The sequence below is a fragment of the Bacillus sp. MAG717A genome, from assembly GCF_036884855.1.
Classification (GTDB): domain Bacteria; phylum Bacillota; class Bacilli; order Bacillales; family Bacillaceae; genus Bacillus; species Bacillus safensis.
Genome location: NZ_CP145733.1, coordinates 2,344,625 through 2,368,565, shown reverse-complemented (window position 1 = coordinate 2,368,565; position 23,941 = coordinate 2,344,625). Strand labels below are relative to the sequence as shown.

29 protein-coding genes are annotated in these 23,941 nt (G+C 41.3%); all 29 read right to left on the bottom strand.

The genetic code is table 11. The annotated features are described in order from the left end of the window. Positions 1-4: 4 nt before the first annotated feature. On the bottom strand, positions 5-151 hold the full coding sequence (locus V6Z54_RS12080; RefSeq protein WP_008361668.1) for an XkdX family protein: 147 nt from the start codon (positions 149-151) through the stop codon (positions 5-7). Continuing rightward, positions 152-505, bottom strand: a complete 354-nt coding sequence (locus V6Z54_RS12075; RefSeq protein ID WP_338527368.1) for a hypothetical protein — start codon at positions 503-505, stop codon at positions 152-154. Next, complete coding sequence (locus V6Z54_RS12070) at positions 502-1,914, bottom strand: pyocin knob domain-containing protein (protein ID WP_338527367.1); 1,413 nt, start codon at positions 1,912-1,914, stop codon at positions 502-504. The genes V6Z54_RS12075 and V6Z54_RS12070 overlap by 4 nt, the downstream gene beginning before the upstream one ends. Positions 1,915-2,016: 102 nt before the next feature. Further along, entirely contained in the window at positions 2,017-2,160 is a 144-nt protein-coding gene (locus tag V6Z54_RS12065; RefSeq protein WP_338527366.1) for an XkdX family protein, read from the bottom strand. Further along, positions 2,157-2,477, bottom strand: coding sequence for a hypothetical protein (locus tag V6Z54_RS12060; protein ID WP_269102282.1), 321 nt, complete (start codon positions 2,475-2,477; stop codon positions 2,157-2,159). Before V6Z54_RS12060 ends, V6Z54_RS12065 begins: the two co-directional genes overlap by 4 nt. Positions 2,478-2,490: 13 nt before the next feature. Further along, positions 2,491-3,876, bottom strand: coding sequence for a hypothetical protein (locus V6Z54_RS12055; protein ID WP_338527365.1), 1,386 nt, complete (start codon positions 3,874-3,876; stop codon positions 2,491-2,493). A 21-nt stretch (positions 3,877-3,897) separates the two neighbouring features. Continuing rightward, positions 3,898-4,197 carry a hypothetical protein gene (locus V6Z54_RS12050; RefSeq protein WP_041085455.1) on the bottom strand — a complete coding sequence of 100 codons (300 nt, stop codon included), beginning with the start codon at positions 4,195-4,197 and terminating at the stop codon, positions 3,898-3,900. An 11-nt stretch (positions 4,198-4,208) separates the two neighbouring features. Further along, on the bottom strand, positions 4,209-5,351 hold the full coding sequence (locus tag V6Z54_RS12045) for a hypothetical protein (protein WP_041085453.1): 1,143 nt from the start codon (positions 5,349-5,351) through the stop codon (positions 4,209-4,211). Positions 5,352-5,364: 13 nt separating this feature from the next. Then, positions 5,365-5,748, bottom strand: coding sequence for a phage tail protein (locus V6Z54_RS12040; RefSeq protein WP_338527364.1), 384 nt, complete (start codon positions 5,746-5,748; stop codon positions 5,365-5,367). Positions 5,749-5,759: 11 nt separating this feature from the next. Next, the gene (locus V6Z54_RS12035; RefSeq protein ID WP_073979161.1) at positions 5,760-6,683 is read right to left on the bottom strand and encodes a YmfQ family protein; all 924 of its coding nucleotides are present in this window, start codon (positions 6,681-6,683) and stop codon (positions 5,760-5,762) included. Continuing rightward, complete coding sequence (locus tag V6Z54_RS12030; RefSeq protein WP_269102287.1) at positions 6,667-7,716, bottom strand: baseplate J/gp47 family protein; 1,050 nt, start codon at positions 7,714-7,716, stop codon at positions 6,667-6,669. Before V6Z54_RS12030 ends, V6Z54_RS12035 begins: the two co-directional genes overlap by 17 nt. After that, positions 7,709-8,131 (bottom strand): DUF2634 domain-containing protein, encoded by a 423-nt coding sequence (locus tag V6Z54_RS12025; protein WP_041085444.1) that lies wholly within the window; start codon positions 8,129-8,131, stop codon positions 7,709-7,711. The genes V6Z54_RS12030 and V6Z54_RS12025 overlap by 8 nt, the downstream gene beginning before the upstream one ends. 14 nt (positions 8,132-8,145) lie before the next feature. Next, positions 8,146-8,412 carry a DUF2577 family protein gene (locus tag V6Z54_RS12020; protein WP_024423253.1) on the bottom strand — a complete coding sequence of 89 codons (267 nt, stop codon included), beginning with the start codon at positions 8,410-8,412 and terminating at the stop codon, positions 8,146-8,148. Then, entirely contained in the window at positions 8,409-9,419 is a 1,011-nt protein-coding gene (locus V6Z54_RS12015; RefSeq protein WP_041085439.1) for a hypothetical protein, read from the bottom strand. Before V6Z54_RS12015 ends, V6Z54_RS12020 begins: the two co-directional genes overlap by 4 nt. Before the next feature lie 11 nt (positions 9,420-9,430). Continuing rightward, a complete protein-coding gene (locus V6Z54_RS12010; RefSeq protein ID WP_338527363.1) occupies positions 9,431-10,099 on the bottom strand; it encodes a LysM peptidoglycan-binding domain-containing protein in 669 nt (222 codons plus the stop codon). Next, the gene (locus V6Z54_RS12005; protein WP_338527362.1) at positions 10,092-14,261 is read right to left on the bottom strand and encodes a transglycosylase SLT domain-containing protein; all 4,170 of its coding nucleotides are present in this window, start codon (positions 14,259-14,261) and stop codon (positions 10,092-10,094) included. The genes V6Z54_RS12010 and V6Z54_RS12005 overlap by 8 nt, the downstream gene beginning before the upstream one ends. After that, positions 14,262-14,399, bottom strand: coding sequence for a hypothetical protein (locus tag V6Z54_RS12000; protein ID WP_095357030.1), 138 nt, complete (start codon positions 14,397-14,399; stop codon positions 14,262-14,264). A 41-nt stretch (positions 14,400-14,440) separates the two neighbouring features. Then, a complete protein-coding gene (locus V6Z54_RS11995) occupies positions 14,441-14,881 on the bottom strand; it encodes a phage portal protein (RefSeq protein ID WP_012011040.1) in 441 nt (146 codons plus the stop codon). Positions 14,882-15,407: 526 nt separating this feature from the next. Continuing rightward, entirely contained in the window at positions 15,408-15,851 is a 444-nt protein-coding gene (locus tag V6Z54_RS11990; RefSeq protein WP_024423257.1) for a phage tail tube protein, read from the bottom strand. Position 15,852: 1 nt separating this feature from the next. Further along, complete coding sequence (locus V6Z54_RS11985) at positions 15,853-17,199, bottom strand: phage tail sheath family protein (RefSeq protein ID WP_269102307.1); 1,347 nt, start codon at positions 17,197-17,199, stop codon at positions 15,853-15,855. A 3-nt stretch (positions 17,200-17,202) separates the two neighbouring features. After that, positions 17,203-17,415, bottom strand: coding sequence for a hypothetical protein (locus V6Z54_RS11980; protein WP_024425900.1), 213 nt, complete (start codon positions 17,413-17,415; stop codon positions 17,203-17,205). Beyond that, positions 17,402-17,857, bottom strand: coding sequence for a hypothetical protein (locus tag V6Z54_RS11975; RefSeq protein WP_041088571.1), 456 nt, complete (start codon positions 17,855-17,857; stop codon positions 17,402-17,404). The genes V6Z54_RS11980 and V6Z54_RS11975 overlap by 14 nt, the downstream gene beginning before the upstream one ends. A gap of 4 nt (positions 17,858-17,861) precedes the next feature. After that, the gene (locus V6Z54_RS11970; RefSeq protein ID WP_338527361.1) at positions 17,862-18,359 is read right to left on the bottom strand and encodes an HK97 gp10 family phage protein; all 498 of its coding nucleotides are present in this window, start codon (positions 18,357-18,359) and stop codon (positions 17,862-17,864) included. After that, positions 18,356-18,712: a YqbH/XkdH family protein gene (locus tag V6Z54_RS11965; RefSeq protein WP_041088568.1), complete on the bottom strand. Its 357-nt coding sequence runs from the start codon at positions 18,710-18,712 to the stop codon at positions 18,356-18,358. Before V6Z54_RS11965 ends, V6Z54_RS11970 begins: the two co-directional genes overlap by 4 nt. Then, the gene (locus V6Z54_RS11960) at positions 18,709-19,092 is read right to left on the bottom strand and encodes a DUF3199 family protein (RefSeq protein WP_338527360.1); all 384 of its coding nucleotides are present in this window, start codon (positions 19,090-19,092) and stop codon (positions 18,709-18,711) included. Before V6Z54_RS11960 ends, V6Z54_RS11965 begins: the two co-directional genes overlap by 4 nt. Positions 19,093-19,105: 13 nt before the next feature. Next, on the bottom strand, positions 19,106-20,029 hold the full coding sequence (locus V6Z54_RS11955; protein ID WP_024425904.1) for a phage major capsid protein: 924 nt from the start codon (positions 20,027-20,029) through the stop codon (positions 19,106-19,108). A gap of 22 nt (positions 20,030-20,051) precedes the next feature. Beyond that, the gene (locus V6Z54_RS11950; protein WP_075611828.1) at positions 20,052-21,140 is read right to left on the bottom strand and encodes an XkdF-like putative serine protease domain-containing protein; all 1,089 of its coding nucleotides are present in this window, start codon (positions 21,138-21,140) and stop codon (positions 20,052-20,054) included. Positions 21,141-21,178: 38 nt separating this feature from the next. Next, entirely contained in the window at positions 21,179-22,636 is a 1,458-nt protein-coding gene (locus V6Z54_RS11945) for a phage portal protein (protein WP_338527359.1), read from the bottom strand. Beyond that, positions 22,633-23,934 carry a PBSX family phage terminase large subunit gene (locus tag V6Z54_RS11940; protein WP_338527974.1) on the bottom strand — a complete coding sequence of 434 codons (1,302 nt, stop codon included), beginning with the start codon at positions 23,932-23,934 and terminating at the stop codon, positions 22,633-22,635. Before V6Z54_RS11940 ends, V6Z54_RS11945 begins: the two co-directional genes overlap by 4 nt. Positions 23,935-23,941: the final 7 nt, after the last annotated feature.

The following is a 23,941-nucleotide window of genomic DNA, read 5'->3' as shown; positions in this document are numbered from 1 at the left end:
ACGCCTATTCAGCGTTTGTTGGATATTCTTCTTTTGTTATTTCTTTGTATTGTTCCGGCGTAATCTTCTCGAAACGAACAAATTTTGCTACATCTTCATTTTCATAACACTTCCATTGATAGAACAATGAAATACTACGGAACCAATCCAATTAAATGACCCCCTTTTCATTCAGCAACATGATAAGTTCTGATATTGTTTTTGATTGTTCTTCTACTCTCTTTTCTGACTCTGTAAGCTGCTGAAGCAGGTCAACATTTTGATGTTTTAATAGATCAATTTCTGTTGGTGGCAGCGTTTTTGGCTGCAAGCTATCAATGTATTCCTGTGTTGCCGACTCATACCATGCTTTTTTCGTTTCATTGTATTTACCTTTGTACAAACCATCTTGAGGTCTTACATTTGTATATCCTTTTGGGATGTCTGCATCCTCTTCAATTTCTATTTCTTCCCCTGGAAGGTAATTGAATTTTTCGTCGTATTTATATATCCAGTTCACTTTCATCCCTCCTGTGCCGCCATGAATTTAAAGCCGAAAGTAATAAATTCATTTGGGTTTGTTGAATTGGAGACACTTTGTATATACACATTACCATCAGTATCAATATGTGTCCTGTGTGTTTGCGGTGTTGAACCAGCACCAATACTAGATGCTACCCCTATGAAATGCATTCCCTGTATAGGACGATAACCACTTGGCAATGTAAAAACAGGTACTGCAAAACCGATAGTACCCCCTGTAATAGAACCAATTAACTCTACCTCTCCAAATGGATTCTTATAAAATTGCACTTTTTGAGTGCCGTATTGTTTCCATCCATTTATTATTGTTGTCGGGGATTTCCATTCTATTTGCTCTGCGCTGGTTAACAAACGTTCCCATTTTGACCATACGCTATTTACAACTGTTTTTCGCCATGTCCGGCCGAGATTATCAAAAGCAATAATAGAACCGTAGTTTCCTGCACTATTACATACCCAAACCCCTCGTAAAGCAACACCTGGTCCGTTAATAGCTGATGTGTCTGAGGTGAAATGGACAAAACCTTTATAACGAGGTAGTATGTCATGAAAATCAACAGAATTGATTATGTGAAATTTTCCAAAACCATCTGGATTGGTAATAGGAAATGCTTGAATAGCATTTAAATCTTTAACTGTGAGCTGCCTTTCCCATTCAGTCCATGTATAGTCAGTCTTCCTAATTCTATAAAAAGAGTTCAGACCATTGACTGCATCATAGATAGCTTGTAGCAGGGTATTCCCATAACTGATAACAATCATAAATGCCCTTTTGATCCCTTGTGGACCATTTAGACCTGCATTATAAACGAGATACATTCCTGTTTCCGTAATTTCGTTATAGTCGGTGGTCTCACTTGTACCTTTATAAAAGGGTTGACCGTTATCCCTTGTTATTTTATGAAGCTGACTGTTGTTCCATTTATCTTTTTCAGCTGCTGTCGGAATCTGAGTCCAAGTGATAGACAAATGGCTAGAATTATAGTAGAAGTAATATGCATTGCCTGATGTATCTATCGCAAAACCTGTTCCAATGTTATTTTGTCCCACTGTCTGTATCCCTCTAATGGCGAATTGTGAAGGGCTATCCTCTATTCCACTGGGCGCATAAAATGTACATGTCCCTTTGTCTTTAATTGAGTCATAAATTTTTGAGCCGACAGGAATATTTAAAAGTTGTACTCCATTATCTCCTGTAATTTTATATAGCTGCGACTCATTCAATTTCTTTTTTTCTAGTTCTGAAGAGTGCTGTCTCGAATCATCGATATGATTAGTTAATTGTTCTGATAGACCAGTGTCGTTATGAATCAGTATTTTCAACATATCGTTGAATAGATCAGCATGAGCTTTATCACTCGTTTCAAAAGAACGAGGAGTTTTTATATCCAATTTGTTCTCTCCTTTGTTTCAATGAGATTGAGAATAATTTATGATTTAATAGTTTTTTAACGCCATCGCAATCACCTTTTTTCCGGCAAAAAAATAAAGCCATTAGGCTTCGTATTTGTCTCCTGTTATGTGTTGATAGTCATCTGCCGAGATCCAGCCGATGCTTACATAAAATGCAATGTCCTCTGGGCCGTAACACTGCCAATCCCAAAATTGTTTGATATCTGCTACAGTTGGAAACATCATTCTGAAGTCCTCCCTTTCTGCATAGCCAATAGCTTCGTTAATTGTTTTGATAATAAAGCATTTTGTTTCTTTAAAAGTTCTATATCACTTGGTGGGAGAGGGGCTGATTTTAAGCTATCTATATACTCTTGTGTCGCTGATTCATACCATTGTTGTTTTTCCACATCAAATGCTGCTTTATAAAATGAAGGATTATTGGGTGGTGCAATTGTTGTGCATTGCTCTGGAATGACATAATTGCCTTCATCATCCCTTTCGAACACTTCGATAGGTCTGACCAATTCATTTTGATGATTGTATTCATAGGCTTGTATCATCTTTATCACTTCCTTAATTTAATGGGACGACTGTGTCAAAATAATAGCCAGTTACTGCACTGTTGTTCACTGCATGTAAACCAGTTAGTTTTAGCTCTCCTGTCTTATATATATATAGTTTACTATGACCTGTTGTGCCTGATACTGGGACTGATACTACTATGCCTTTATCGGGTAAGCCTGTATTTGGAATACTTCCACAGATCACTTCTCTATTTGCTTTCAGATGGCCCCTTAACAATAATAAGTTTCCCCATTTAACATATTGGACCGGTCTGTCTCCAATAGAGGAACCATTGGCTAGTGTGACATCTAGCCACTTGACACTTTCAAAATCAGCATCAGTTACTATTTTTTTCCACCCTTTGAAAACACCGTCAGTATGAACCGTACCAAACCAATGAGTGTTGTCATAACTTCTAATGATATGAATAGTCTTTCTACCATTTACAGTTTCTAAGATATCGATATTAAACCAAGAAGAATCATTATCGACAGGCATATTTACAACATTAGATCCAACAGCAAAGTAAAATCCGGATGGCAGCGTTAAAATATCGGTACCTATTGGCATTGAAAGTCTTAATCCCTTTGAGTTTAATAGATTATGGTCATTGAGACGTTTCCAACCGCTCCACTCTTGTTGAGTACCTGTTACATCAGTTGTTGAACGATTAATATAGACATCTCCTGTATTGTTTGCACCGATGATCCAGCCGTAGGTATTTTCACTAAAAACAGACAAAGCCCTCATGGAACTTCTTGTCGGAAGATCTGGATGTGCTTCATGGATGTACCATGAGTGAACTCCCGGCAATTTTATCAGCTTATCTAAAATGCTAGGATCATCCGCATTAATTCTTTCAAAAGCTTTTCCATCATCAGCAGTGATTTTAGATAATTGTCCTGCATCCCATTTGTTTTTTTCATTTCGAGTCGGCATTTGCACCCAGTTGATTCCAATGTCTTTTACATAATAGGAAAAATAAAATGCATTGCCTAATGTGTCAATTGCGATTCCTACACCAATATTGTTTTGTCCTACAAGCTGGAAGCCTCTTAATGCAGCGTTCCCAATAGCAGGAGAATCAACTACTCCTGAACCTCCTGGGGCATAGAATGAGCAAGCACCTATCGCTTTAATCTCCTCATAGATACTGCCACCAGCAGGGATATTAATCAATTGGGACCCGTTATCATTTGTTAGTTTATATAGCTGTGATTCATTCCATTTCTTCTTTTCTGAATTAGAGACGTGAGGGTTTGTATCTTCTGCATGATGATGAATTTGAGCTAATAGTTCTGTATCATTTTCAATCAAGATCTGTATCATCTTATTAAATAAATCTGCATGCGCTTTGTCATTTATCTCAAAAGAACGCGGTGTTTTTAAAACCATATTTCTCCCCCTTATAAAGTTTTAAAGTGATTTTAATTCTTTTATGTCATGTAATATCTGTGTCATTTGTTTGGTTAAAAAGGCATTTTGCTCCTTTAATATTTCAAGATCATTAGGTAATGGTTTTGTTTTTAGGCTATCGATATAATCTTGCGTAGCTGTTTCCTCCCATTTCTGCTCTTTAGGATTAAATTTTGCAATATACGATTCAACAGGAGGAGGTACATCGGTAAACCCTTCAGGAATTTTTTCATGTTCATTGATGAGTTTTTCTTCACCAGGCATATAAATCAATTGATCATTATATTTATAAATCCACATTTTAGTTCCTCCTATAATGTACTGAATTTAATTAAAAAAGTAATGAATTCTGTAGGGTTGACAGAGTTAGAGGAAAATTGTACACATACTCTTCCGTCATTTGAGATAAATGTTCGATGATATTGTGGTATCCCAGATGTACCAAGACTAGAAGCAACCCCCACATAATAAACAGAATGTTTCGGGCGATATCCCTCTGGAAGGACAAAAACAGGAATTTCACCTAAGGCACCATCTCTAACAGCACCATTTATCTCCACTTCTCCCAAAGCATTTTTACCAAAACGAATAGGCAGCGCACTTGAACTATATTCTTTCCATCCGTTTAAAAGTCTTGGTGTGGTCCATGTAATTTGTTGATCAGCCTCACTCAAATTACGTCTCCAGCCTTGCCAGCCTAAATTTAGATCAAGGTAATTCGTATACATGTTGTTTTTGTTATCAATAGCAATGACCCATCCATAAGTTCCTTTATTATTACTATCAGACGAAGTAAAATGATAAAATCCTCTGGCAGATGACTCAGAGGGGTTATCTTTTGCACCAGCCACGGAATAAAAAGTGCCGAATGTTTTACCAGTTTCAGATATTTTATCTAGAAGACTATCTGCTGCATCTACAGATACACGAACACCACCTGTGTCATTAGTAATTTTAATTAATTGACTTCCATTCCATTTATTTAAATCGTTTATACTCGGAAGAGGTGTCCAAGTAATAGTCATATGCCCATGATTGTAATAAAAGCTGTATGCCTTCCCTGCTATATCTACCGCAAAGCCTGCCCCTATGTTATTTTGGCCTACTATTTGCATGCCTCTCAGTGATATATTTGACGATGATGGAGAATCTTCTACTCCAGGAGCTGCATAAAATGTACATGTTCCTTTATCCTTAATCGCATCAAATATTTTTGAATCTGCTGAGACATTGATAAGCTGCATACCATTATCTGCAGTTATTTTATAGATTTGCGAGTCATTCCATTTTTTCTTTTCTTCTTCAGATGCATGTAAGTTCATATCTTGAGTGTGACTCGTAAGCTGTTCTAACAGTCCATTGTCGTTTTCAAGCAAGGTTTGGACCATTTCATTGAATAAATCAGCATGAGCTTTGTCACTAGTTTCAAATGTTTTCGGTGAATTTATTTCCATTAAAATCCCTCCATTAATAAATATCATCAATCTCAAAAACGAATTCGATGTCGCCGTCTTTTTGTTTGTCTGTCATGGTGCGGATGGCGGTGAATTTGCCGTTTTCGTCGACAAGTGCTAGTTCGTTGATCACTTCTCCTGCCAGTTCTCCTTCGGCAATCGTGCAGGTATAGCGGATTTTTGCTGGTTCCATGAAGGTAAATGAATCAATATTTTTTTGAACTAATTCCTTTTTGAGTGCTTGTTCGGTACCGTCGAGAGAGATCGGTTTTCCATCCTTCGTTCCCCCATTTCCAAATGCCATTTTGACGACTTTTGTGAGTTTTGTTCCTTCTGCTCTTGCCTTTGCCATTTGTTGACGTGCATACAGTGTTGTTACGGTTAATTGATCAGCCATTGTGATCCTCCTTATAACTCTATTTTTTTAGAAGTTGCTGCGAGCATTTTTGATCCGTCCAGCGGAACAGATCCATCAAGAATCCAGTAATGGTCCTTGATCAGTAAGCTTCCCCCCTGCTCAGTTTGGACATGTACAGGCAGACGGAATGTCATCTTCTTTTTGGTTTGATGCTGAAGATGATTTTTTGTGCGTAAAGTCAATGCCGCTCCTTGCTTCGTTTCATGTACTGCTCCAGTCATGACATAGTTCATGCGATGTGCTGTTTCTGACTGATGTTGAAGCCGCATTCTCATGTTTAATGAATGCCGAAAACGAGCAGGCACATCCGTTGTACCTCGTGTTCCACTGAGATAAAACGTACCATTTAAGACAAATTCACCATTGAGTAAAATCGGGATATGATCGAAAAAACCCACCCTGCTGCGCAGTGTGAGCCTCCCGTGATGATCATTTTTTTCATGTACGTCGGTATGATGAAAAGCAGTGAACGTATAAGCCAAGTGAGCAGGCTTTAACGTTTCAAGAATTTCTACAATATATCTCGTGTTTTGCAGATCATCTAGATTCACACGTAAGGCGAAGTGATAACGATTGGTTGTGAGACGGATGACAGCACTTGGATTCTTGAGAAAGCGATTCACTGATTTCTCTAATGAAAGATACGTGATTGGTGGAATATTTGACATCATATTGAGTAAGCGCGCCCTGCGCAGTTCAATTGAATCATCTGATTCCCGCTGCACCTTCAGCATTCTTTCCCATCTGTTCAATCCCCATGTCGCTGTTAAAGGAAAGAACTGATCCGTTAAATCGAAAATGGATTCGTCCAATTGCTCAAATTCCGGTGCCTCTGTCTTGAGCAGGTGATCCACTTCATAAATTTCTGTAAAATATGGCGGCAAATAGTTTTTCATTTCATCCTGTTTGCTCAATAACCTTCACCTGCCTAAGACGCGGAATCTCAATGTCCTGTAATACTAAGTTTTTCGACTCGCCATTCAATAACACATCTGCATAATCTGACACACTTTCTGAATGATACAAAATATCATTTAAGGCGGACATTCGAATGGTACTCTTTTCAAATGCGATTGATTTCAACAACGTCTTGACCTTTTCTTCTATTTCTTTCTGAGCTCCTTCAAGGGTCCAGTCCATTTGAAGTTCGACAGCCACTTCTATGTCGATATCTAGCCATTTGGCGCTTTCAACGGTTGCTTTTGAGCCTATAGGTGCTTGTCCTTCTCCTTCACCTGGCACTGGGTCGATATATTCCTGTACCCTTTTGACAAGAAGGTCTGATGCAACATCTAAATTGCCATCTGTGATGACAATTTTGACCGTCCCTTCTCCGTTCCAAAGCGGGAACACTTTCGCTCTACCAACACCGGCTACTTCCTCAGCCCATTTTTTATAATGCGCCCTGTTGGCACTGACAGCCTCTCGCCTCGCACGTATTAAATATCGATCGTATAATGAAGCGTCATCTTCCTCCTCTTGACCTGGTATTACCAGTTCTTTCATCTTAATCGATTCAAGTCCTGGAATTGTATCAAGTGACAGCAGCGGCTGATCTGTTAATTGAACATTACCGGCTTTACCAGGTGTCTCGCATTCTAGCGTGCCATCCTTCGAATATTGGAAATAAACGTCTTCAATAAAAAAACGTGAGCCAGCTGGAATATTGATATTTTCTGGCTGAATGGCCGCTGACCAAACCGCTTTAGTGGCTGGTTTTCTTTCGATCCCTACTTCAGCAGCCCGCCGATCTAGAAACTCTCCTTGTGCTGTATCTGCAAAGACCAGCTCAAACACTTGATCAAGCCAAATATAGGATTGGGCCAGTTCAGCAGCAGCAGGTGCCAAGGCATTCCAAATCACACTGTTTTCTCTTTTATCTATATCATCTGGCAGTCTGTCCAGCATTCTTTCCATTAATGCTTCGTACGTCTGTTCCTCAAACATCGCCCTCCATCACCTCCTCTATTTCTAATGTGCCCTCATCTGTGACAATAGCTAATTTGACATGAAACGAGTCATTTTGCTTTGTGACCTCTAACTCTTCAATATGATCAATCCGCTCGTCAACGAGCAGTGCCTCCTCTAGCAGCCTTGGAATCTCCATTTCTTTGTATTCATCCGTGGCTTCTGTATCCGTCAACAGCTCCTGAATTTCTGTGCCAATGTCGTGACTGTAGATAGGATGTGCATACCGCTCTGTCCTAAGTGTCATATAAATAAATTGCCGGATTGCTTCAATACCTGAGATGGTTTCGCCTGTCAGTCTGCCAGTTTCAAAATCTATTCGATACGTCGACGAGGTTTCGACCTCTTCGTCTTCTTCTATTTCCTCGATTTCTTCCTCTGGTGAAAGTGCCACGTTCATCACCTCCTTTACAATTTGTCGATGATGTAAAAGGACTGCCCTCCTGCCATTGCAAGCACCATAATACTGTCTCCTCTTTTCAGCTCATCATCCTCACCCTTATTTAAGCGCTTCGGCCAAATCAGTAATTCTTCTGGAATGATCAGCTTATGATTTTCATTTAATCGGATGCTCAGCGGGGAAACCGCCGTGACTTCTCCAATGACAAGATCGATTGGAGATTCTGCGTCTACTGCATTCACTGCCAATCGTTTAATCGCTTCACTTAATCTCACGCTTGATCACCCTTTGGCATGGAATTTTTCTCAACAACATCAATTGTCATGGTGTGTTTCACCCCACTGAATTCGTGTTTGTCTTGATCGATCCAGTAAGTTTTTTTTACGTTGATTTCAGGAATTTTCAAATAGATTGGGAGACCGCTTTGCAGCTCAGGAATTCCTAGCGCTTGGATGCTTTTGACTTCTTGTTTGACGCCTTTTTTCTCTGCCAGCCGTACTTTGGCTCTTTTTTGCAGCTGCGGCTGGTTAATTTGCCCCGTGACTGTCTCAACATGCTGTAAAATACCGTATTTATTCTGACCGGCTTTATCCTGTTCGATCACAACAATCTCGGATTTACTGCCTTTTTTCTTATTTTTCCCCTGTTCATCAGCAGACGTACGCATCTTAACACGAGTGGCTGTCTCTTCAATCGAGGTGCTGTATTGATAGCTGATGAGATTGACGCCTGATTCAATGACCCATACGTCCTCTGGGTCAGGCCAGGCTCTCAGTCCCATCTTGCCTTTAGCAGAATAGATTTGATAGTTTCTTCCCGTTTGCCGCTTCGTTTCTTTCAATGCTTTCAATATCATGTCATACAGGCTCGTGTCATTTTTAAAGACTAGTGATTTGATGACATGTCCTGTATTGGCAATAGAAGTCATTGGAATTTGAAAGTCAGCTCCAATCCGCCTTAAGATTTGATCTGCTCTTTGATTTGAAAAAACATAGACATCTTGGTTTTTCACCAAATATTGAAGCATATCGTATGCGGTAAAGGTCATCTTCCCTTCAACAGGAGTTCGGGAAAAAACGATGCCTCTAAAAAGCTCTTTTCCTTTCCATTTAAAAAGAACCGTGTCTCCTTCCGAGACACGGTAATACGTTTGACTGCCTTGCTTTGTGATAATATTTGCCTGAATAGAGCGAGGGGCTTGATACCTTTGCCCCTGAAGTGTCACACTCTCTGTGACAAGCTCATACATGGTGCCGCTTCTGATGGCAAAAAGCTCAATCAATGCCAGCCCCCCTATTGTGGTATTTTTAACCTTTGTCCAGGGAAAATCCAATGCCCCGGCTGCTTAATATTGCGTCTGCTACGTTTAATCATCGCTAATTTATTGGCATTCCAAATACGCCGCCATTTTGTACTGTCGTCATAAAACCTGCCAGAAATGGCCCATAGCGTATCCCCTTTTTTGACGGTGTACATTTTTGGTGGTGTTTTTGAAGGCCGCTTCTTTTTCGTTTGTTTTGCTTTTTTCTTTCGTTTGATTTTCCTAGGCGATGCGGTTTTATATTCCTTTAACTCGATCGTAAATTCACGATCTCCAATATCATATGACCCTTCCTTGTGTGTGAAGCTTTCAATGCTGCACGTCATATTGATTTTTGTTCCAGTTACAATCAACCGCACGGATTTCTTTGAACGCATCATTCGTTCAATTTTCGCGATCGCATTCTCTGGTGATGGAATGTTTTTATATTCAGCAATCGGCGAATATTTCTTAGGAAATAATGAGGTGAATGATACTTGTTTCGCCGATGGTACGTCAATAAAGGTCAGTTCTCCAAAAGAGGCGACCTTTACCGTTTCATTTTGTACGTTATTTGTGATTTCGAGTTCGGATGGAAGGACAGGGAATCGCAACTTGTCCTTTCCTTGGGAAATCCACAATTGATACACTGATTTACCCATCGATCACGACCCCCTTTGTTCCTGTATGAAGCTCTACTTCCAGTTCATCTACAAGCATTTGTTTAATTTTTTCGACTAGCGATTGCTGATCTTGTCCATTATGGAAATGCTGATCTCCATTGAATTGAATCGTGATTTGTTTATTACCTGACGATGTTGTACTACCAGTAGACTCAGCTGAGGTGACTTGATGCATCTGTGCTTCTGGTAAAGGAGCAGATGCATTTGATGGATCATAAACTTGCATCCCAAGTGCCTTAGCTGCCTGCGTCAATAAATACCTTCCGCGAATGCCTCTTTCCTCGGGAATAATCCATTCACGTTTGTTTCCTTCACCGACTCTAGCCACCTGCTCTTGAGTAATCAATCCGCCATTTGCGTAGCCTTTATAAGGGCCGCCTCTTCTCATACTTCGTAATCCCGGCGTATTGAAGACTGTTCCATATCTGCCCTTAATGTAGTTAATGGCTGCAACGGCATTATGAATTGGGTTCCAAATGTCATTCATGCCCTTGCCTTTATTGGCGTTAAACGTCGTTCCAATGGTTTGCATTAAGCCTTTAGAAGGTGTTCCCTTTTTGGCGTTGGAATCCCATAAGTTGATCGCTCTCGGATTTCCACGTGACTCATGCTGCGCGATGGTCATCAGACCTGGAAGCCAGCTCATAGATGTGCCAGTTGCCATGATGGCCGCCATGAGCCATTGCTTCACATTAAGATTTGAAGCTCCCATGCCGCTGAAGGCTCCAATTAATGAACCAGCCTGATTTTCAGCAAATTTTTTCACATCAACTGAATCGAGCCCTTTGACGACACCAATCGATGCAAATTTCCCAAGACTCATCATGACGCGTGAAGGGGAATGAATGTCTAATTCCTCTCTAAACGCCTGTTCTACTTTCTTCGCCATTTCTTTGGCCGCTTGCGTGACTTCGCTTCCTTTGGAACGCATACCGCTGTTAAAGGCGTCAATCATTCCTGAACCCCAGCTTGGTGATTCTTGTTTTGCTTGCAGGAATGGTTGTTTGATGTGTTGATCTACGTATTGGCTCGTGCCAATTGATGTGGCATTTTGGCCTGTTGCAAAACCACTCACCGTTCCAGAACCCCAAGTTGGTGATGCGGTCATGACTTGTTGGTATGGTGTTTTTACACGACTTTGTAAGAAGCTGGCTGTTCCTGTTGGTGTCATCTGCTGACCATTTGCAAAGGCTGAAACCGTTTGTTGACCATACTTTCCTGAGTCTGATGTCAATTGACCAAAAGGTTGCTGAATATTCTTTTGTTTCCATTGATCAAGGGAGATTACTTTGCGGTTTAACCCTTGTTCAAAATCGTTATTAAATTGCTCGCCAATGCTAGAGGCTTGAATGTCTCCAGTCATCGAGACCGATCCGTCTATTGAACCGACAGAAGATGATGCAGCTACTGCTGTAGGAGCTGGAGAGCTTGACACTGAATTTCCTGCCGCTCCGCTCGGTACAACAGACATTCCAAGTTGAGAAGCGGCCTGTGCCAGCAGCATCTTTCCGCGTCCTCGGTTATTTTGAGTTGGAATGACAAATTCGTTACCTGCTTCACCGACCCATGATAAGGTTGGCTGGGTGATATAGCCGCCTGTGGCGTTATTATCAGGTTTTTTCTTCCCAACGATCCAATTTATTACTACATCTACAATACCGCCTGCTTTGTCAAAAATCTTTTTTACCCAGCCAAATGCTGCAGAAAACCCCTTACTAATGGATTCTGCTACTTTTACAATCGGCTTTTGAATGTTATTCTCAAACCATTTGGATAATCCATCCCATATATCTGTCACGACTTTATACGCTTCTTCAAACTTTTCCCCGAAACTGTCTTTAATGGTTCCTACCGTATCTACAAGTGGATTCCACACATTTTCCATAAACCATGTCGATACAGCTCCAAAGATTGATTGTATCTTTTTCCATGCATTTGATAATGCTGTCCAAATCCCTGTAGCGACTGTAACAACTGTGCTGCTTAGCGGCGTCCAAACGTTCTCGATAAACCACCCTGCAACTGCACTGAATGTTTCTTGGATCCACGTCCAGGCATTGACTAGGCTTGACCAGATGGTCGTTGCTACCGTAACGACTGTACCGCTTAACGGTGTCCAGACGTTTTCAATAAACCACCCTGCGACTGTACTGAATGTTTCTTGGATCCACGTCCAGGCATTGACTAGGCTTGACCAGATGGTCGTTGCTACCGTAACGACTGTACCGCTTAACGGTGTCCAGACGTTTTCAATAAACCACCCTGCAACTGTACTGAATGTTTCTTGGATCCACGTCCAGGCATTGACTAAACTCGACCAGATCGATGATGCTACTGTGACAACCGTGCTGCTTAATGGTGTCCAGACATTTTCTGTGAACCAAGTCGCAACTGTTGACCAAACTTCAACAATTTGGTCTTTGATTTCAATGGCTTTTTGGCCAATCTTTTCAAATCCGCCGCCATCAAACCATTTTCCGATCGTTTCACCGATAGATTCGCCGCCCATACTTCCAGCAATGCCGCCTACAAGACCGCCGATGGCTGTACCTACTCCTGGAACTACGCTTCCAATAGCTGCACCTGCTGCTGCACCTGCCATCCCGCCGGCGATACCGCCTCCAGTCGTACCGATCTTTTCACCAGCATTCTCTTTTTTCATACCGATTAAATTTGTTGCACTAAGTAAACCACCTAGAATAGGTACTTTCTTTAATAATTTACCGCTCCCTTTACCGATATTTTTCACCGCATCCCCTAGTCCACTTAACCCCTTGCCACCTTTCATTAGACCCGTAAGGCCACCAACTGAAGCTGCGATACCCGCACCTTTCTTTAGTCCACTAGGGATTTTTCCAAATAACTTACCTGCATTTGTTTTCAGTTTCCCTAATTTACTTGGAGGCCTTCTATTCATTTCGGTTCTTGATGTGGCATTTGGATTTGTTGATCGTCTCGGTGAACGGCCATTTCTCGCTTTAGTAGATCCTCGGCTGCTTATACCTCTTGCACAACAAGGGCAACAACTACTGCGAAACAAACCTTTTCCACCTCGCGGCTTAGGCTGCGTTTTAGGTGCCGAATTAGATGGTGTTGATGTTGGTGCAGTTGTCGGAGCCGTTGTTGGCGCTGTTGTTGGTGCTGTTGTTGGTGCTGTTGTTGGTGCTGTTGTTGGTGCTGTTGTTGGTGCCGGAGTGGTACTGCTATTTTCACTTGATTGATCACTTGCTCCAAAGAGACGATCTAATCCAGTCTTCACCCATTGATCTAGTTTTTTTTCAGGATTAAATTTAATCTTCTCTTTAATTCTTCCGATCACATCTTGTTTGTACTCTTCCATTTTATTTTCAACCCAAGGAAGTGCTTTTTCATCCCAAAACTTTCTAGGACTCAATTTTTCCTTCACTTTGTCTGCAACGTCACCTGCATATTTTTGAATTTCATTTAATCCTTTATTGGCAAAGTTCTGTAGCAAACTCTGTTTAGGTTCATCCGTTTTAGCTGACGGACTAGCAGCCTCAGGCTCTTTTTTTATGGTTTTTTCTTTCACAACAGACTCTGCCTGATCTCGTTTTTTCAGCTTACTTTTTGCATTGTCTTGAACTGACACTCTGATTTCGTGTTTTGACATCGTCAAGCTTTTGAGTGTCTTTTTGATTCGTTGAATTGCTGCGGTGGCTTGGTCAACCATGTTTAATCTCATATAGTACGTTCTGTTGATGAGCTGAAGGATTGATTTTTTGATTGATGATATTTTACCTGACAATTGATCGTTCAATTTAAACGTCAGCATAATGGGACTTGTCCCCACTTGTTTCAAACGATCTATGCTGGTTTTAATGACATCCAGTCCCTTTGCTTGAATGGATATGACCATATGATTCGGTAACATATTTAATTGATTTTTTAATGATTTTAGATCACGATAGATTCCCTGATCTAGCCTCATGGAAACAGCTGAAATTTTCCGGAGTGATAAAGTGAGATTTCTCAGCTTCTTTTCATCCATTTCCAGACTTATTTTCACTGGTTTTCTGAATGGTTTGAGCTGCTTCTCAAACGTTTGAAATCGTTTTTGAATGCGTAATAACTTCTTCGACACCCGGTCTTCTAATTCAAATCGCGCTGTAAGTTTTGCCATTTATTTACCTCCTTTCTTTGCTTCTTTTTCTAGCATGTCTAGCTTATAGCTGATGAGTCCGAAAAGGAATGCTTTGAATGGTCTTGGTGATTCGTATAACTCAAGGAGTTCAGATGGGGAGTAGTGAAGTTCGTGCATCGCGTAATATAAAAACACGGCTTCTTTATCCCCATCTTTTATTAGTTTTTTGCTGCTTCTTCTAAATCTTCAATTTCATCTTCGAATCCGTTGATTTCGATCGCTTTGTTTAACCAGTTCGCATATTCACCGCCGACTGATAGGACACGTTTTGCTACTTCAACTGGATCTTGTGTGCTGTAGGCTTCTCTTAATTCCTTTGAACGGAAATCTGGATAAATCGTCGATTCAATCGCAATACGTGCATAGAAGCGCTGGCTGTCTAAATCTTTTACACGTCCTCTGCCTTTGACATTTTTGAAGGTTGTGTTTTCTTTTTCCAATTCATCAATACGTTCAGTTGTAATAGCTTTAAAGACAAAAGGAATGACATTCCCTTTTTTATCAACAAAACGCTTAGAAATTGGTACTTTGACTTCTTCCGCTTCTACTGTTTGTCCTGGCATAAAAAATGAAAGATCAAATGTTTGTTTTTCACTCATGTTTAAAAACTCCCTTTGTTATGTTTTTTTGAATGCAAAAAAGCACATCCATTTTTTGAATGTGCTTTCCAATCTTTTCATGTATAATTTAAATTGTACAATTGAACGGCTTGCTCAAGGGCGTCTGGCTCATCCCCAATAGGAAGGGGATGATGCATATGTCAACATTTGAAGCGATTTCCCTTATGCTTTTATTCGGGATGTTTATCTTTACTTTGTTGACGTATATAGATAAAAAATAGACTCCCCCTTGAGCTGTGGAAGGTTAAAGGGAAGTCTACCTAAAGAACCTATTCGATAAGCCAGCCCCTTAAAGGGCCTCATTGTACATTGCCGGGATGTTAGAGCATCCTGGCTTCTTTTTATTTTATGCAAAATGCTTTGCATGTAAACATATTTTAATTAATCGAATACAAGACGTTACCAGACGAAATTAAGACGGCTTCAAGACGGTTGTATTACAACTGCATTATAGCATATTCAGTTGTTATTTTGCTAATTAATTAGCTAATTTCCTTCACTTTTCTTAGAATGTATTCTTCAGCTTTTCAGGCAGATCAAAGTCCTCGAATGTGAAAGGAACTTCTTCTTCAAGCGCCTCTGAATCAACATCTAACCCAGCGATTTTAGCTGAATCAAAGTTGACATCAAATAATGTCACACGCTCAGTGCCACGGCCTGATGATTTATCGTCAATGACAGCTTGAAGAGTGAAATATGGATCTTCTCCTTTTTTCACATAATTGAGCATTAATTGAACGAAACGGGACGTAACTTTATAGAAGGTTGCCGTTCCTGTTCCGTTTGCTCCCGTTGTTTTATGGCCAGTCATTCGGCGGCCCATGACGTTCACTTCTGATTTGTTTTTCTCCACGTTTGCTTCGAAGGTTTTGATAAATGCAAGCTCCTCACCTTCTAAGAAAAGACGACCTTCTTTACCTGAAATTGTATTTTGCGCTTTAAAAGCCATCTTACTTCACCTCCACATTGAAATAGAATTTTTCTGCTGCATCTACTGGTTGAACCGCTAAATCGATGATAAATCCATCACGATCTTCATTGAGGCCGATCACGATATCTGTTTCTGAATTAAAGCCTGTAATGCCGCTGCCATCTTGAAGCTGTGTGAGATACTGGGTAATCAGTGTTTTTACAAGCTGCACACCATCATCTGATGCTGGAATGTCATTTCCATTGGCTTTGCGTAATTTAATCAGATTTTTTAATTCGAATGTTAAATCATTGTTGATCGCATCAAGTACACGAATGATTTTGTTTTTCGCCATTTGCTGGTTCTTTTCAGTTGTGAAGCTTGTCAAGGAGTTAATATCTTTTTCAACACTCACGGTACGATCTCTCGCATCAAAGGTGAAGAGGAACTCCCCTTGTGATAATCGGTATTCTACTTGATCGTTGTCAAGGCGTTCTAATGTATCGACTGCTCCTTCGTATTCAACAAAGGTCAGTGACTGATTAAAGTTTGCCCCGGCACTTGCCCCTGCGACCCATGCTGTTGTTTGAGCAGGTGTTAGTTCTGTTCCATCTTCGAGTACAACACCGCTTGTCACATTGATGATTCCTTCTTGGTCAGCTGCATAATTCGCCACAACCCCTTGCACCTTACGTCCTTGCTTATCACGTAAACGCTCAATAAATGAAGCGAAGGTTGCTTTTAATTGCTCACTATTATTGACTGGAAGTGCAATGACATCAAAGTATTCTGTTTCTGCTGCTTCTAGGAAAGCTGTATAATCTGCGACACTTGCCACGCCGTTTTTCCCGCCTTTTAGTGTCACGCCAGCTGTAATGACGACTGCACCTTCACCAGAAAATTGAACGTATTTGTTTTTCACAAGGTCTTTGACATCAGTAACGACCTGTTTATCCACAATATCTGTTCCAAGATAAGTGATAACATCGCGTTTTGTGCTATCAAGTACATTTTCTGCGACTTGTACTGTAATCTCATTTCCTTTTTGGCCGCCATAATTTGCTGTGACGACAAAGTTTTCAGCAATTTCGGCTTTGGCCGGTTCTCCTTCATTTAGGCGGTAAAGCAAGACCGTTTGCGCTTTTTTCTTTGCTTCACGGAAAAGAAGAAGTGACTTTTCATCAATGTTGAGTCCAACCTTTTTATTTAAATCTTCCATATTTGAAACGGAAATAAAGGTTTTTGGCTCTCCCCAGCTCATCACAAGGGGAAGTGCCACCGTACCTCGATCCCCTAAAGTAATTCGCTGCTCTGCTGTTGTTTTAAAATTAAAGTAAATGCCAGGACGCTTTTTCTCTGTACCTGGTGTAAATGTGCCTCCGTTCATCCTTTAAACCTCCTTGGACAAAAAAGCATCAATGTGCTTTTTCGCTTCTGTTTTTGTAATTGGTTGATGTTTGATATAAAAAAGAGCACCTTCAAGGATTTCTGGTTTGACCCCAAAAAGATCCTTACTGTGCTCCTTTAAGGCTTCAAATGAAAAGCCAAATTCTTTTTCTTCGCCGGCTGTTTGAGCGGGCTGTGCATTTTTAGTCTTGCTCACGTTTGATCACCCCATCTGAAAAGTTGATATCTTCAAGGCTTGCCTGTTTGTCCCGGTTGTACCAATAGCTGCTATTCCACGTCAGGACAATCGCTGCTACGCCTTGATCTATCATTCTTGTTTCCACTCTTTTTATGCGGACATAATCATCAAGCACCTCTCCGTCTTCACTCATCATCTGAATGATTTGACGATCAGCAAGCAATGCATCAACGATTGTTTCTGCCGCATCATGTGCTTTTTCTGTATCAATATGAAAGACTTTCACTTGCAGCGAATAAGATTTCATAAAGGTAGAAACCGTATCTGGACCACTGATCACTGTCACAGGCGGCACGTAAACGGATGGCACTTGAAAGCGTTCTGGCAAAAGACGATCATACATTGTCACAGGAAAGTGTGTGTAGATATAATGCATGATTGCCCCGACTTCTTGATTCATTCCATCACCTCCCAAAATGTCGATCGAACCAGCTTTGCAGCTTTCGATCCAGCGACTGTTCAAACATTTGCTCATAGAGCATGATAGCATGATCCCAGTAGCCATTGCCTTCAATCCATTGAGAGGCAAGCATCATTCCTGTACTTGCATTCGGATCATATTCAAAGCGGCTGCCAGTCCATCTGCCAGGCACCCATCTTCGCTCTCCACTTGAAGAAGTGGCATGTCCGTCATTAACATAGGAGGCATATTCAAGCTGCGTTCCCACTTCAAGTGTGAGACCGCCTTTTGACATGAGAAAATGATTCTCCTTGTCGCCTTGTATAAAGGATCTTAGAAGCCGTCCTGTATCAACAGCATTCTCCTTGATCAATTCATCTTGAATGATGTCTAAAAGCTGTAAGCCCATGTCCTCTAGCCATTCTTGATATTCTGCCTTTAAGCCGCCATCACACGCTGACTGCAGCTGTGAAAGCAGCCGGTCAAGTCCATCAATTTTCATAGATTTTCCTTCCTGACTGCCATCACTTCGATGTGATGATTTTTCACTTTTTTAGGCTGCTGTAATTTGAGTGACACGCCATTCCACACCATTTTGTCATGCAGGCGAATATCACTTTTTAAAGGAAAATGGACGAGATAAGATTGATAAATGACTGTATTTGGCTCTTCTTGCACAAGTGACTGGTTCTTTTCTATGACATAACAAGCTAGATCGGTCAGGCTGGGAGCGTCGGGATAGGAAAGTGTCATTTGTAAATCATCAGCTGGAATTCCAAATTTCCCGCGGGCAGACTCCTTATGTTCAAGGTGAAAAAGATCACAGCGATCTGTTAATAGAGATTGATAACTCATAATGATCTCACCTTTAGTTTGGCACTGCCGGCAGTTAATGTTGGTTCAATGTAATCTACTAGCAGGGCATATACATAGGGTCTGCCTTTCACTTGATCAGCTGCCTTCGCATATGAATAATCGCCCATTTTCTCTGCCGTAAAGCCTTTCATCATAGATTCATCATCATTCAGCATGGCAAAATATTGGGCCATTTTTAATAATGCGATTCTTGCTTTTTCAGGGAGAGGCTGATATTTTATGCTTGTGAAATCGTGACCTACGATCTGAAATACCGCAGCTTCTGCTTCGATAATATCTGCTGTCAGTCTTTCTACAGATCGATTTTTCACACGATCAAATACAGAATAGGCCTGCAGTTCTTCAGCAGAAATGATCATGGTCTGCCGTCACCTACTCTTTCACTTTCATCACTTTTGCTACAGCATCCTCTTCCTCAAATTTGCTGTCTAGCTTCGCTGTGAGGACAATAATAAATTTACGGCTGCGAATATCTTTTTCTACTTCAATTCGAATATTTCGAGAGAAACCTACAATAATATTTTTAGGATGTGTCAGCAAAATATCTGATACGTCTGTTCCCGCTTCGTCATATGGCTGCATATTGGCAAGACCTTTGACCGGCACACCGAATGCAGAAGAAAGTCCGCCTTGAATGGCCGCATCTCCAAGGCCCGTCTGACGGTTTGCTACTTGATCCTTCCACTCAACTTCTAAGCTTGGGGATGTGTAGAAACGGAAATCCTGAGGGACGCGTAAATATTTTGACGGCATTGCTTTATAAGCTTGCTTAAACATTTGTCGGCTGATTTCCGCTCCATTTGCATCTACGATATGAGATACTGCTTGTTTTCTCACGCCATCCATTTGAGCTAAAAATGGATCTGCTGAAGTCGTATCGCCATTGACGATGAGCTCTTCAATGTCAACGGCTGCTCGTTCAGCGAGCATTTGCATAATCGTCTGCTGAATGCCGTCTTTCTCAATATTGTTTTCAATGCTGTCGTAGGTCATGTGGATCTCTGCAATGACCTCTTTCGCATTTAGCTGGACAGTGCTTGTCGCTGGGACAACACGGTCTTTTGCATCAAGCGCTTTGCCTTCTTCTGCTGGGCGCAAAATACGCTGGCCAAAGCCGATTTTTTCGATTTTTTGTGAATCACTTTCCATCGGAATGATACGTGCATCATTTAAAACGGTTGGTGTATTTTGCATCATTCTAATGAATGTGTTGGATTGGGTTGCGTTCATGAGACCGCCGGTTTTTAAGCTGGCAAGTGTCATTTCGGCCTTGCGAATCAACTCTTGATTTCTCACACTGTTTCCTCCTTATTTAGGCTTATAGTAAGCCATCCCATATGGGCTTTGTACTGTCGTTTTGTGTATCATGGATTGTTTGTTTTGACATGCCGCGCGCTTTTTCAAGCATGTGAATCCGCTCTGAAATAGGCAAAAGCTGCTGCTGAAGCACTTGCTCAAGCGCAGCTTTTTCTCTGCTGGCTGATTTCTCTAAAGAAGAAAGCTGATGACGAATTGGTGCTACGACTTGCTCAAGCACCTTTTGGACAGGTTCTTCCCCAGTTTGATCTGTTTCCTGCTGTTCAGCATGCTGTAAGACGTTTTCGATGGCCATTTTTGCTTTTTCAAGCTCTCGTACTTGCTCCGTCGTCAAAGCGGCGTCTTGTTTTTGTACGGAGGCTGGCCTTTCACCAATCGTTTGAAGCACATCTTCTGTCTTCAAAATCTCCTGCACGATTGGCAGCAATTGCTCAAGCGCTGATCTTACACCCGCCTCATCACCATCACTTGACTGTAAGGTTTCCAGCAGGTGGTCTAAAACGCTCCAAAATTGTTGTGACATGTTTGCACCTTCCTCTTTCAAAAAGAAATTTTTCAGCAAAGAAAAAAGCCCTCTCTCATTCGTGCTTTGAGATAGGAGCTGATCTTGTTCTTCTATTGCTACGATGTCCGCCGTTCCTGCCATTGAATATCCTGTAATGTGACCTTTCTGAATTTGATCCCAAATCTCTTGGGAAGCCTTTGTTACAAGCACCCAAGATCCTTTTCGAATCAGCTCACCGCCTACTTCAAAATCAGCTGGTGCAATGTATGATTCAACCACTTCTCCAACACCATGTTGAAAATCATGCTGCTTGTCAATGTGGCGGGCATCTTTCATAAAACCATGTGCTGCTCTTTCAATTTCTTTGGCAGACATAAAGTCTTGGTGTGCATCAGGTGTATTCGGTTCATACACGACACCATACACAAGGCGATGAGCATCTTCTGCCTTTGTCAGCACACTGACCTCTTTTTGAAAGACAGGCTGGCTTTTCTTTGCCTTCATCAAAAAGAATTTCTTTTTGTTCGCGGCTCTGTCCACGTAGGAAACATGCGTAATTTTTGCGTTTTTTAATTCTCTTGGCATATGTTCACCCCCTTTCAAGAAAGCGCACGCGCTTCGGTTTATTCTTTCAACTGATCTGGCTCTCGTTGAGGCTGTAGTTCAGCTGATGTCATGCGGCTTTCTAAAGGTCTGTGATAGAGATCATCTGGCCATTCCTCTAACGTTTTCCCAAGGATACGTCCCGCGAGATCTCGTAAATCGTTAGGTGACACTGCCCCAGCCTGAATAAATGGTGTCAGAACCTTGGCAATCTCTAATGGGTCTCTAAAGTCAGGACCATTTAATAGGAAACGGACATGCCAAATATCAAGATCCGGCAGGAAAAGGGTATTGAGTTTCCCTGTGATGAGATACCGTTCAGGCTGAAATACCTGCTCCTCTGTAGTTTTCCGCGCCGTATCGGCTGTCGCTTTGTTATAGTCCTGAGACTCACCTGTGTAAATAGGCGGCAGGCGAAAAGCAGAGCGGATTTTGTTCCTTGTTTTTTCATCGTATTCTAAAAAGAGTGCATCTTCTTGCAAGATCTCAGCTAGGGATTTGAAGTTCACTTTGACATTTGAGACATCTTCTTCTCCAGTTAATCCTTTTTCCGTCGGCAGACCTTCGACTTCAAGCAATAGAAACTTATGTGCATGATCAGAGCCTTCAATATCGTCCATATAATCTTGAAGCTGCTGATAGGATGACTCAGACAGCATTCCATTTTCGACAATGATGGCACCAGGTACGTGCCGCCCTTGTTTAAAATAAAGGTAGTTCAGCTCTTCTGCCTTGCGTGCCCCATACATATTGACGATGTTGCCAATCCAGCGGGGAATCCCATACGTTCCACTGCCGATTTTAAAATGAATCACTTCTGTTGCGCGCAGCGGTTCTGGGGTGGTGTCATCGTATTTACCTGTTTCACAATGTAAAATGCGCGGATCACCGTACTCCTTGAAGAAGACTTTCTTTTCATTGATCACCTGCACATATTTACGGAATCGCTTCTTTCGATTCATTGTTTTCAATTCGCCGTTTTCTGTATACCGAAATTCGACGTCGACTGGCTCACTCAGCTTGCAAATGCGGATATGGAGCGCATCTAAATACTCGATTCCTGCCGGCTTTCCCTGGCCATCTCGGAGAACTTCTAAAAAACCATTCCCTGTTTTCTCCCGGTCTTCGATGACATAGCCAAGCACCACATCAGCAGACTCATCATAGTTCATGTATTTCGTAAACTCTTCAAGTCTTGTCCATTCCTTCTCTGCGGCCTTCTTTTTTGCCGGTTTCACGCCTTCTGCATTAAAGTCAAAGGCATATTCTACACCAAATCCAAAGCCTAGAATATTGGTCTTATACGCATCAATACATTGCTGAAGAATGGTTGAATATTCTGCCATACTTTTTAATTCGTTGATATTGTAAGGCGGGGGAACAATGTCATCCTTTTCGTAGGAAAATTCATCTGCATACATTTGTTTTGTATGATCAGACATATTTGCCTTCATAATGGTTGCTTTCAATTGTTTCATTGTATGGACCTCCTCTCTCTGTTTGGACGGACACGCTCCGAGGCAGTCTGTTTCAAATCTGTCACTTCATAATCATCCAGCGCATACCAGATGGCTGATAATGTGTGTGGATCGATTTGAAATTCATCTTCCTCTAGACGTCCATCCTTATCTGCCTTATAGGTTAGTGATTGAAGTTCATAGATGGTATATGGACATGCATCAGAACAAATAATCTTCTTAAACCGTTTGATCTTTTTTGTATACTGCAAACGTGAGCCTTGGAACTTATGTGCCGCCACCATTTGAAAGCCGCGCTGCCGAAAATAGTGAATGGTTTTAGGTTCGGCTGCATCGGCTTTAATCAGTTCCTTTGATTCAATAAACTCTTTCAGGTCATTAGCTGTTTCATCATCCGTTTTTCCGCGGTCGTAATATTCCCAATAAATATATAAGTACTTTTTTTCATGATCGACAGCTAACTGAATGAGCGCATTGTACGATTCAACAAATCCAAAATCCATGCCCGCTCGTTTCAGCGGTCTGTCAATCTGCTGAATGGCTTCTAATACATCAGAATGGCTTCTCACCTCAAATTGAGGAAAAACCTTTGTGCCATTAATGCCGAAATATCCCTTCCTCGCAATGCGATACAGGTCTGGGTCATACTCTTTCAGCTCATCCAGCTGCTTCACGTAGCTTTTAGGAAGGAATAGATTATCTTCTGCCGTGGAGTGATGATAGTACGTATCCTTGATAACAACAGTTCGCTTTTTGTATAAGGTTTCATCATCTAAAACAAAACGCTTCAGCTGTTCATCTCGAAAAAAATGTCTATACGTCCAATTATCCTGACCAACAGGATTGGTCGATAACATCATATAAAGCGGTAAGGATGGATGCCTTAGCCTTCCAAGCAGCTCTTTAAAGCCTTCATAAGAAACCTCTGAACATTCCTCAATCCAAATGATCGAGATGTTGTTGATTGATTTCAATTTTTCAGGTTTGTCCAGCCCTTTAAATAAGATGCTGCTGCCGTTTCGAAACGTCAGTGCAAGCGGCGAACTTCGGCACTTCACCACATGGTCGATGCCGAGGTCGCTGACGATCTCTTGTAATAAAGAAAAGGTTGATTCGCGGTGCGTATCATACACTTCTCGAATGACAAGTGCTGTCCGCTTTTCTTCCAGCAGCTTTAAGACGAGCTTTAAAGCAATGTGATAGCTTTTAGAGGAGCCATAGCCTCCAACTAAAAATTGAAACTTTTGATTCCAATCGAATAGAAAGTGTTCAAAGTGAGGATTGACTTCTTTTTCAATCAATGGC

Excerpts from the sequence above, each read along its gene's own strand:
- V6Z54_RS12075 (WP_338527368.1), bottom strand. The coding sequence starts at position 505 with ATGAAAGTGAACTGGATATATAAATACGACGAAAAATTCAATTACCTT.
- V6Z54_RS12065 (WP_338527366.1), bottom strand. The coding sequence starts at position 2,160 with ATGATGTTTCCAACTGTAGCAGATATCAAACAATTTTGGGATTGGCAG.
- V6Z54_RS12060 (WP_269102282.1), bottom strand. The coding sequence starts at position 2,477 with ATGATACAAGCCTATGAATACAATCATCAAAATGAATTGGTCAGACCT.
- V6Z54_RS12055 (WP_338527365.1), bottom strand. The coding sequence starts at position 3,876 with ATGGTTTTAAAAACACCGCGTTCTTTTGAGATAAATGACAAAGCGCAT.
- V6Z54_RS12050 (WP_041085455.1), bottom strand. The coding sequence starts at position 4,197 with ATGTGGATTTATAAATATAATGATCAATTGATTTATATGCCTGGTGAA.
- V6Z54_RS12045 (WP_041085453.1), bottom strand. The coding sequence starts at position 5,351 with ATGGAAATAAATTCACCGAAAACATTTGAAACTAGTGACAAAGCTCAT.
- V6Z54_RS12040 (WP_338527364.1), bottom strand. The coding sequence starts at position 5,748 with ATGGCTGATCAATTAACCGTAACAACACTGTATGCACGTCAACAAATG.
- V6Z54_RS12030 (WP_269102287.1), bottom strand. The coding sequence starts at position 7,716 with ATGTTTGAGGAACAGACGTACGAAGCATTAATGGAAAGAATGCTGGAC.
- V6Z54_RS12010 (WP_338527363.1), bottom strand. The coding sequence starts at position 10,099 with ATGGGTAAATCAGTGTATCAATTGTGGATTTCCCAAGGAAAGGACAAG.
- V6Z54_RS12005 (WP_338527362.1), bottom strand. The coding sequence starts at position 14,261 with ATGGCAAAACTTACAGCGCGATTTGAATTAGAAGACCGGGTGTCGAAG.
- V6Z54_RS12000 (WP_095357030.1), bottom strand. The coding sequence starts at position 14,399 with ATGCACGAACTTCACTACTCCCCATCTGAACTCCTTGAGTTATACGAA.
- V6Z54_RS11995 (WP_012011040.1), bottom strand. The coding sequence starts at position 14,881 with ATGAGTGAAAAACAAACATTTGATCTTTCATTTTTTATGCCAGGACAA.
- V6Z54_RS11990 (WP_024423257.1), bottom strand. The coding sequence starts at position 15,851 with ATGGCTTTTAAAGCGCAAAATACAATTTCAGGTAAAGAAGGTCGTCTT.
- V6Z54_RS11985 (WP_269102307.1), bottom strand. The coding sequence starts at position 17,199 with ATGAACGGAGGCACATTTACACCAGGTACAGAGAAAAAGCGTCCTGGC.
- V6Z54_RS11975 (WP_041088571.1), bottom strand. The coding sequence starts at position 17,857 with ATGAATCAAGAAGTCGGGGCAATCATGCATTATATCTACACACACTTT.
- V6Z54_RS11970 (WP_338527361.1), bottom strand. The coding sequence starts at position 18,359 with ATGAAAATTGATGGACTTGACCGGCTGCTTTCACAGCTGCAGTCAGCG.
- V6Z54_RS11965 (WP_041088568.1), bottom strand. The coding sequence starts at position 18,712 with ATGAGTTATCAATCTCTATTAACAGATCGCTGTGATCTTTTTCACCTT.
- V6Z54_RS11960 (WP_338527360.1), bottom strand. The coding sequence starts at position 19,092 with ATGATCATTTCTGCTGAAGAACTGCAGGCCTATTCTGTATTTGATCGT.
- V6Z54_RS11950 (WP_075611828.1), bottom strand. The coding sequence starts at position 21,140 with ATGCCAAGAGAATTAAAAAACGCAAAAATTACGCATGTTTCCTACGTG.
- V6Z54_RS11945 (WP_338527359.1), bottom strand. The coding sequence starts at position 22,636 with ATGAAACAATTGAAAGCAACCATTATGAAGGCAAATATGTCTGATCAT.